Origin of the sequence: Streptomyces klenkii (assembly GCF_003626645.1) — a bacterium.
Lineage (GTDB): Bacteria > Actinomycetota > Actinomycetes > Streptomycetales > Streptomycetaceae > Streptomyces > Streptomyces klenkii.
Genome location: NZ_RBAM01000021.1, coordinates 57,917 through 65,538, shown reverse-complemented (window position 1 = coordinate 65,538; position 7,622 = coordinate 57,917). Strand labels below are relative to the sequence as shown.

The 7,622-nt window shown below is 72.6% G+C and carries 5 protein-coding genes and 1 rRNA gene; 5 read left to right on the top strand and 1 reads right to left on the bottom strand.

Annotation, left to right across the window (positions count from 1 at the left end; all coding sequences use genetic code 11):
• Positions 1-6 precede the first annotated feature (6 nt).
• Positions 7-123: ribosomal RNA gene (rrf, locus tag D7231_RS31210) — 5S ribosomal RNA — on the top strand.
• A gap of 160 nt (positions 124-283) precedes the next feature.
• On the opposite strand, the gene D7231_RS31205 is transcribed toward rrf, so the two are convergent.
• Positions 284-1,576, bottom strand: coding sequence for a DUF7847 domain-containing protein (locus D7231_RS31205; RefSeq protein ID WP_120759053.1), 1,293 nt, complete (start codon positions 1,574-1,576; stop codon positions 284-286).
• 189 nt (positions 1,577-1,765) lie between these two features.
• Between D7231_RS31205 and mtnA the strand changes: the two genes are divergently transcribed.
• From mtnA to D7231_RS31185, 4 genes are all read left to right on the top strand, one after another.
• Complete coding sequence (gene mtnA / locus D7231_RS31200; protein WP_120759050.1) at positions 1,766-2,920, top strand: S-methyl-5-thioribose-1-phosphate isomerase; 1,155 nt, start codon at positions 1,766-1,768, stop codon at positions 2,918-2,920.
• A 142-nt stretch (positions 2,921-3,062) separates the two neighbouring features.
• Positions 3,063-3,740, top strand: coding sequence for a two-component system response regulator MtrA (gene mtrA / locus D7231_RS31195; protein ID WP_099964891.1), 678 nt, complete (start codon positions 3,063-3,065; stop codon positions 3,738-3,740).
• 1 nt (position 3,741) lies between these two features.
• Positions 3,742-5,796 (top strand): MtrAB system histidine kinase MtrB, encoded by a 2,055-nt coding sequence (gene mtrB / locus D7231_RS31190; RefSeq protein WP_120759047.1) that lies wholly within the window; start codon positions 3,742-3,744, stop codon positions 5,794-5,796.
• On the top strand, positions 5,786-7,603 hold the full coding sequence (locus tag D7231_RS31185; protein WP_242000017.1) for an LpqB family beta-propeller domain-containing protein: 1,818 nt from the start codon (positions 5,786-5,788) through the stop codon (positions 7,601-7,603). The genes mtrB and D7231_RS31185 overlap by 11 nt, the downstream gene beginning before the upstream one ends.
• Positions 7,604-7,622: the final 19 nt, after the last annotated feature.

The following is a 7,622-nucleotide window of genomic DNA, read 5'->3' as shown; positions in this document are numbered from 1 at the left end:
TAGTGTTTCGGTGGTCATAGCGTTAGGGAAACGCCCGGTTACATTCCGAACCCGGAAGCTAAGCCTTTCAGCGCCGATGGTACTGCATGGGGGACCGTGTGGGAGAGTAGGACGCCGCCGAACAATTATTCAGCCTCAGGCCTGGGATATTCATCCCAGGCCTGAGGCTTTTTTGCGTTCCGGGGCATTTCCCCGGCTTCCTCCGCCTTATTCAGCTTGCTCGGCTGCTTTCCCTGGCCTGGAAAGCATTGGAAAGCAGCCGAGCAGAACAACCTCGTCCCTCTTACTTGTCCTCGCCCGCCGACCGCACGAGCTCGACATCAAGAGACTCACGCCGAATGCGCTGGTCCATGTACAGCAGGGCCGTCATGCCGGCCGCGACCGGCAGCGTAAGAGCCGAGCTGACCACCGCCGCAATACCGATTTCGATCAGCGACGCCCAGTCAGTCGCATCAGCCACCGACTGGCCCTGGCCCCCGGTCCCGTGCACGAAGACGTCGAAGACGAGAACGACAGCCTGGGCCATCAATCCGACCAGCGCCGTAATCAGGATCGAGATGAGCTGGATGCCGAAGACGCGCCACCACGCTCCCCGCACCAGCTTCGCCGACCGCCGCATCGCTGCCGCGACGCCCTGCTTCTCCAGCATGAGCGCCGGCGCCGCGAGGCTGTAGCGGATCCACAGCCAGGTGGCCACGACCATCGCCGCCAGCCCGCCCAGGGCCGTCAGCGACATCCCCGCCCGCTCCGCACCGGCTGCCGCCACCAGGAGCCCCCAGACGATACCGACGGCGAACACGCCGATCAGCAGCATCGGCACCAGGACCATCAGGCCGGCCATGCGGCCCAGCTGCGGCCTCGCGCTCCGCCACGCCTCCCGCGCGGTCACCGGGCGGCCCAGGACCGCCCGGCTGACGATCACCGTCAGGAGGGCCGCTGCCGTGATGGAACCGACCAGGCTGAGCAGCCAGGCCACGCCGATCCCGCCCATGCCGTTGCCTATGGCCTCGACCAGTTCCTGAGGCGTCTCCGGAGTCGCTCCGCCGAGCGGGTCGAGGTCGGGTGTTCCCCGGTCCCAGAGCCGGTCGACCACCGTCGCCACGGCCTGAGTGCCGATCGCGACCGTCAGCGAAATACCGAGGACGGCACGCCAGTGGATGCGCATCGTGCGGACCGCGCCCTCCACGATCTCGCCGGCCTGCAACGGGCGCAGCGGGATCACGCCGGGCTGCGGCGCCTGCGGCCGTCCCCACTGCGGCCGGCCCGCCTGCTGCCAGCCGGTCTGCGGGCCAGGCTGTCCCGGCTGTCCCGGCACCCCGCCCGGGGCGCCTCCGTGGCCCGGCCCGGGGTCCGTCTGGGCCCGGGCTCTCTCGCGCGTGCCCCGGCGCTGCCGCGGCGGGCCCTGGGCGGAAGCCGACCAGTCGCCCGGCGGCGGCTGCTCCTGTGCCCACTGCGCGGGGAGCCCCTCCTGGTCAGCCTTGCCGGCCTTATCGGCCTCGTCGGCCGGGCCGGTGGCCTTGTCGGTCTCGTCGGACGGGGAGGATCCGGGCGAGGTCCGGCCCGGAGAGTCAGTCATGTGCGTCTCGCTCCTTCTCGGTGCCCGCCCGTCCGCCGGTGCGGCGGCGAGCGGCTGCCAGCAATCGTGTCACGGGCTCTTCAACGCCCGGCGAGGCGCAGAGGCGCCCGGTACGGCTCGTCAGCTCGTACGGGGGAGGAATCCTCAGGCGACCTTTCCCTGCCCGGGCGTCCGGGCCAGACTGGACAGATGGCTGATCAGTTCGCGGCATCCATGGCGTCCGTCGAGCCCGGCTCCGTTCCTTCGCTGAGATGGGAGGAGCGGCCGGAGGGGCCCGTGCTCGTGCTCCTGGACCAGCGCAGGCTTCCCGCGGAGGAGGTCGAGCTGGTGTGCACGGACGTACCGGCGCTGGTCGACGCGATCCGTTCGCTCGCCGTGCGCGGCGCCCCGCTGTTGGGGATCGCCGGGGCGTACGGGGTGGCGCTGGCGGCCGTGCGCGGCTTCGACGTGGCGGAGGCGGCCGAGCTGCTGGCGCACGCGCGGCCCACGGCCGTGAACCTCGCCTACGGGATGCAGCGCGCGCGGGCGGCGTACGAGAAGGCTCTCAACGACCGGCTGGGCCGTGAGCAGGCCGCCGCGGTCACGCTCGCCGAGGCGCGTGCCCTGCACCGTGAGGACGCCGAGGCCAGCGCGCGGATGGCGGAGCACGGGCTGACCCTGCTGGAGGAGCTCGTGCCCGGCGGCGGATTCCGGGTGCTCACGCACTGCAACACGGGGGCGCTGGTCTCCGGCGGCGAGGGCACGGCCTTCGCCGTGGCGGGGGCCGCGCACCGCGCGGGGCAGCTGAGGCGGCTGTGGGTGGACGAGACGCGTCCGCTGCTCCAGGGGGCGCGGCTGACGGCGTACGAGGCGGCCCGGGCCGGCATGGCGTACACGCTGCTGACCGACAACGCGGCGGGTTCGCTGTTCGCGTCGGGCGAGGTGGACGCGGTGCTGATCGGCGCTGACCGGATAGCCGCCGACGGCTCGGTGGCGAACAAGGTGGGCAGCTATCCGCTGGCGGTGCTGGCCCGCTACCACCACGTGCCGTTCGTCGTCGTGGCCCCGGTGAGCACCGTGGACCTCGCGACGCCCGCGGGCTCGGCGATCGAGGTGGAGCAGCGTGCGGGGCACGAGGTGACGGAGTTTACGGTCGTGCCCCCGGGGGCAGGCGCGGAGCCGGGGACGGGCGTGCCGGTGGCCCCGCTGGGGACCACGGCGTACAACCCTGCGTTCGATGTCACACCGCCGGAGCTGGTGACCGCGATCGTCACGGAGCACGGCGTGGTGTCGCCCGTGACCCGGGCCGGCCTGGCGGAGCTGTGCGCCGGGCCGCAGCAGGGATCCGGGAGTGAGCCGGGCTGATCCGCACGTGTACTGTCCACCCCTGGCGGCGAACGCGATCGGGGTCCCAGGTCAACGGGACACACCGGAGTGTGTCAGTCGCGCCAGGTGAGCTCCGTCACCCGGCTCTATGGACCGGATGCGAAAATGGGATGATGTCGATATGAAGGGACGCGTCCTTGTCGTCGACGACGACACCGCACTGGCCGAGATGCTCGGCATTGTGCTGCGTGGTGAGGGTTTCGAGCCGTCGTTCGTTGCGGACGGCGACAAGGCACTTGCTGCTTTTCGTGAGGTAAAGCCCGATCTTGTCCTGCTCGACCTGATGCTGCCCGGCCGGGACGGCATCGAGGTGTGCCGGCTCATCCGCGCCGAGTCCGGTGTGCCGATCGTGATGCTGACCGCGAAGAGCGACACGGTCGACGTGGTCGTCGGCCTGGAGTCGGGGGCGGACGACTACATCGTCAAGCCGTTCAAGCCGAAGGAGCTGGTGGCGCGGATCCGCGCCCGCCTGCGCCGCTCCGAGGAGCCCGCGCCGGAGCAGCTGGCGATAGGCGACCTGGTCATCGACGTGGCCGGGCACTCGGTCAAGCGCGAGGGCCAGTCGATCGCGCTGACGCCGCTCGAGTTCGACCTGCTGGTCGCGCTCGCCCGCAAGCCGTGGCAGGTCTTCACCCGCGAGGTGCTCCTGGAGCAGGTGTGGGGCTACCGCCACGCGGCCGACACCCGCCTCGTCAACGTGCACGTGCAGCGGCTGCGCTCCAAGGTCGAGAAGGACCCGGAGCGGCCGGAGATCGTGGTGACCGTCCGTGGTGTGGGCTACAAGGCCGGACCGAGCTGACATGTCGGGCAACGGTGCCGCCCCGGAGCGGGGCGTGGGGCGGCCCGTCGAGACGGCGGGCGGCATATCCCTTCTCCGGCGGCTGTGGCGGGCTGGGCGGATGCTGTCCGACGGCGCGGCCTCGGGGTCGGTCCACCCCGTCCTGAGGCTGTACGTGCGCTGGGTGCGGCGGCCGCTGCTGCCCGCGATGCGGCTGTGGCGGCGCAACATCCAGCTGCGCGTGGTCGCCACCACGCTGCTGATGTCGGTGGGCGTGGTGCTGCTGCTCGGCGTCGTCGTCATCGGGCAGGTCCGCAACGGCCTGCTGGAGGCCAAGCGGCACGCGTCGCTGAGCCAGGCCGAGGGCGGTTTCAAGGCGGCGCGGGACGCCGCCGACGCCGCGGGCGACACCCGCGGGCAGGACGCGCAGTCCGGCAGCCGCAGCGCCACCGATCCCGGGGCGTGGCTGACGGCTCAGGTGCAGCAGCTGTCCAGCGGCGGGCAGGGCGTCTACCACGTGGTGGCGCTCAGCTCCGGGGGCGGCGACCTCGCGTACGGCGACTCCGGCTACGGCGACGTCTCGTCCGCCGGCGCGCGCGGCCCGCGCGCCTCCGGTGACATCGACCCCGAGGCCAGCATCCCCGCGGACCTGCGGAAGCAGCTGGACGTCAAGACCGGTGCGCTGTGGAAGTCCGCGTCGGTCAAGCACAACTCCTCCGACGAGGGCGAGCCCGCGCTGGTCGTCGGCAAGCGCATGTACGACCCCAACGGCAAGGCGTACCAGCTGTACTACCTCTTCCCGTACACCCAGGAGGAGAAGTCGCTGGGCCTGGTCAGGGGCACGCTCGCGACCGCCGGGGTGTTCGTGGTCGTGCTGCTCGGGGCCATCGCCTGGCTCGTGGTGCGGCAGATCGTCACGCCCGTACGGATGGCCGCCAGCATCTCCGAGCGGCTCGCGGCGGGCGTGCTGCAAGAACGTATGAAGGTCACCGGCGAGGACGACATCGCCCGTCTCGGTGAAGCCTTCAACAAGATGGCGCAGAACCTCCAGGTCAAGATCCAGCAGCTGGAGCAGCTGTCGCGGATGCAGCGCCGGTTCGTCTCGGACGTCTCGCACGAGCTGCGGACGCCGCTGACGACCGTCCGCATGGCCGCCGAGGTCATCCACGAGGCCCGCGAGGACTTCGACCCGGTCACCGCGCGCTCGGCGGAGCTGCTGTACGGGCAGGTCGACCGCTTCGAGTCGCTGCTGGCCGACCTGCTGGAGATCAGCCGTTTCGACGCCGGCGCCGCGGCCCTGGAGGCCGAGCCGGTCGACCTGCGGGACGTCGTCAACCGTGTGATCGAGGGTGCCCTGCCGCTCGCGGAGCGCAAGGGCAGCCTGCTGGTGGTGCAGGGCGCCGAGCAGCCCGTGATGGCCGAGGCCGACGCGCGGCGCGTGGAGCGCGTGCTGCGCAACCTCGTGGTCAACGCCGTGGAGCACGGCGAGGGCCGGGACGTGATCGTGCGGCTGGCGGCGGCCGGCGGCGCGGTCGCGGTCGCGGTGCGGGACTACGGCGTGGGGCTCAAGCCCGGCGAGGCGACGCGGGTGTTCAACCGCTTCTGGCGTGCCGACCCCGCGCGCGCCCGCACCACCGGCGGTACGGGCCTGGGCCTGTCGATCGCCGTGGAGGACGCGCGCCTGCACGGCGGCTGGCTGCAGGCGTGGGGCGAGCCGGGCGGCGGTTCGCAGTTCCGGCTGACCCTGCCCGCCACGGCGGGCGACACGCTGCGCGGATCGCCCATCCCGCTGGAGCCGGAGGACTCGCGGCGCAACCGCGGGCTGAACGACGCCGGGGTGCCGCTGGCCGTCGCCGGCCGGTCCGGGGGCGTGCCGCCGCAGGGCAGCGGCCTGAAGCCCGTACCGCCGCAGGCCAGGAACGTGCCCGCGGTGGACCCGGCGGCGCTGCCGGGCAGCGGTGCCCGCGTGGTGGCCCGGGCGGGCGGCCAGGGCAGCGCGCAGGACGGTGGCAAGCCCGCGGCCGGTGCCGCGGAGGAACGTGCGGGAGAACGCGAAGGGCGGGCGCGTGGGCGCTGAACGCAATCGCCGCCGGCGGACCGCGGGGTTCGGCGCGCTCGTCGTCAGCGGTGCGCTGCTGGCCGGGTGCGCCTCGATGCCCGACAGCGGAGAGGTGCGGCCGGTCGACTCGTCGCAGCGCGCCGACGCGGACTCGCAGGTGCGGGTCTACGGCGTGGCGCCGCACAAGGGCGAGCGTCCGCAGGAGCTGGTGACGGGCTTCCTGGAGGCCACCACCAGCGACGACCCGGACTACGGCACGGCGCGCATGTACCTGGCCAAGAGCGAGCAGCGGTCGTGGAACCCGGCCGGCGGCACGGTGGTGCTGGCCGAGCCGCCGCAGGTCCACGTGGAGCGCGCCGACGACCGCGAGCAGGACTACACCATCACGCTGATCGGCAAGCAGGTCGCCAAGGTCGACGCCAAGCACGCGTACAAGCCGGAAGAGGGCACGTACAAGGAGCGGATCCACGTCGCGCGCGAGGGCGGCGAGTGGCGCATCGACGACCTGCCGCCCGGGCTGGTGCTCGGCGTCGCCGACTTCCAGCGCATCTACCGCTCCGTCAACAAGTACTACTTCGCGGAGCTGGGCGCGTCCGGGCCGGTCAAGGGGCGGGAGATCCTCGTCGCCGACCCCGTCTACCTCCGCAAGCGCATAGACCCCGTGACCTCCACGGTCAACGCGGTGCTGGACGGGCCGACCAACTGGCTGGACCCGGTGGCCGCGACGGCCTTCCCGACCGGCACCAAGGTCGTGGACCAGCACCTGTCCGTGGACGACTCCAACGTCCTGAAGATCCGCCTCAACGGGAAGGCCGCGGGCACCAACGAGGGGCAGTGCCGGCGCATGGCCGCGCAGCTCCTCTACACCGTGCAGGACCAGTCGGCGAAGGTCTCCGAGGTGGTGTTGCAGCGGGAGGACGGCTCGCAGCTGTGCTCGCTGGGGCGGGAGGAGGCGCGCAAGTACGCCCCCGACCAGGCCGCCGGTCGCGGCGCCGACCAGCAGTACTTCGTGGACGCGCAGCACCGGATGGTGAGCCTGGCCGACGGCGACGAGGAGCCGCGCCGGGTGCCGGGGCCGTTCGGGGCCGACGGCGCCTTGCAGCTGCGGTCGGTCGCCGTGGACCGCGGGGAGAAGCACGCCGCGGGCGTGGCCAACAACGGGCAGGCGCTGTACGTCACCGGTCTGGAGGCGGGTGCCTCACTGGGCGAGCCGCGGGTGAGCGCGCGCGGCGGGGCGAAGTCGGGCCTGACGTCCCCGAGTTGGGACGGGCTCGGCGATCTGTGGGTCGCCGACCAGGACCCGGACCGGCCGCGGCTGCTGCGGCTGCCGGGCGGTACGGGCAGCCCTGAGGAGGTTCAGGTGCCGCGGCTCGACGGGCGCATCACCGGGCTGCGGGTCGCGGCCGACGGGGTGCGGATCGCGCTGCTGGTGACCAAGGGCGACCGGACGAGCCTGAAGCTGGGCCGGGTCGAGCGGCACGGGAGCGCGGGGCGGCTGAACCTGTCGGTGCAGGAACTGCGCTCCGTGGCGCCGCGGTTGGAGCAGGTCGACGCGGTGTCGTGGGCGGGCGGGAGCCGGCTGCTGGTCGCGGGCAACGAGCAGGGCGGGTTGCAGCAGTTGCAGTACATCGACACGGACGGCTCGCTGTCGAACGCCTCCGCGCTGCCCGGGATCACGGGCGTGCGCGGCGTCGCGGCGTCGGAGAGCACGGCCAAGGCGCCGGCGCTGGTGGCGGAGCGGGACGGCGGGATCGTGCGGCTGCTGCCGGACAGCAACTGGAAGCTGGTGACCAAGGAAGGCTCGGCGCCGGTCTATCCGGGGTAGCGGGCGGTCCGCCGGGGCG